The organism is Mesorhizobium sp. M2E.F.Ca.ET.209.01.1.1, from assembly GCF_004010375.2.
Taxonomy (GTDB): domain Bacteria; phylum Pseudomonadota; class Alphaproteobacteria; order Rhizobiales; family Rhizobiaceae; genus Mesorhizobium.
This window is the reverse complement of the sequence record NZ_SADP02000311.1, coordinates 1-394: the sequence shown is the minus strand read 5'-3', so window position 1 is coordinate 394 and position 394 is coordinate 1. Positions and strand designations below refer to the sequence as shown.

Sequence of the window (394 nt, the reverse complement as noted above, 5' to 3'; positions counted from 1 at the left end):
GGTTCCGCGACGCTCGAAATCGGCAAGGACCGCATGGAATACCGCCTCACCGTTCCGCACGGGAATTTCGAAACGGATTGATTGCGCTGCCGTTCCAGCCTTGCCGGCGAAAGCCCTTTACCGGCTGTTCACCATAAAGTTCGATCCTATGATCCCGGCTAACAATGCGCTGGAAACCCATCCGCGCCACGGCGCGCGATCTGGGAGACTGAAATGACGGTTGCCGACATGAACAGGCTTGAGCAGGCCGCCCGCGTCTCGATGAGCGGGTTCCAGGATGCCGAATCGCCGCCGGCGCCACGATCATTTCATCTTTCGCTTCGCCTTGGCGCGATCGCGCTTCTGGCCGCCGTGGCCCTGGCCGCGACCTGGCAATTGTTCTGATCAGTAGGCG

The 394-nt window shown here is 61.2% G+C and carries 2 protein-coding genes; both read left to right on the top strand.

Features of this window, described 5'->3' with window-relative positions; genetic code table 11:
* On the top strand, positions 1 to 217 hold a 217-nt coding region (locus EN852_RS41835), incomplete at its 5' end, for a hypothetical protein (RefSeq protein ID WP_210238297.1).
* A complete protein-coding gene (locus EN852_RS41240; RefSeq protein ID WP_167498453.1) occupies positions 214 to 384 on the top strand; it encodes a hypothetical protein in 171 nt (56 codons plus the stop codon). The genes EN852_RS41835 and EN852_RS41240, both read left to right, overlap by 4 nt.
* The last annotated feature ends 10 nt before the right edge of the window (positions 385 to 394 follow it).

Excerpts from the sequence above, each read along its gene's own strand:
- EN852_RS41240 (WP_167498453.1), top strand. The coding sequence starts at position 214 with ATGACGGTTGCCGACATGAACAGGCTTGAGCAGGCCGCCCGCGTCTCG.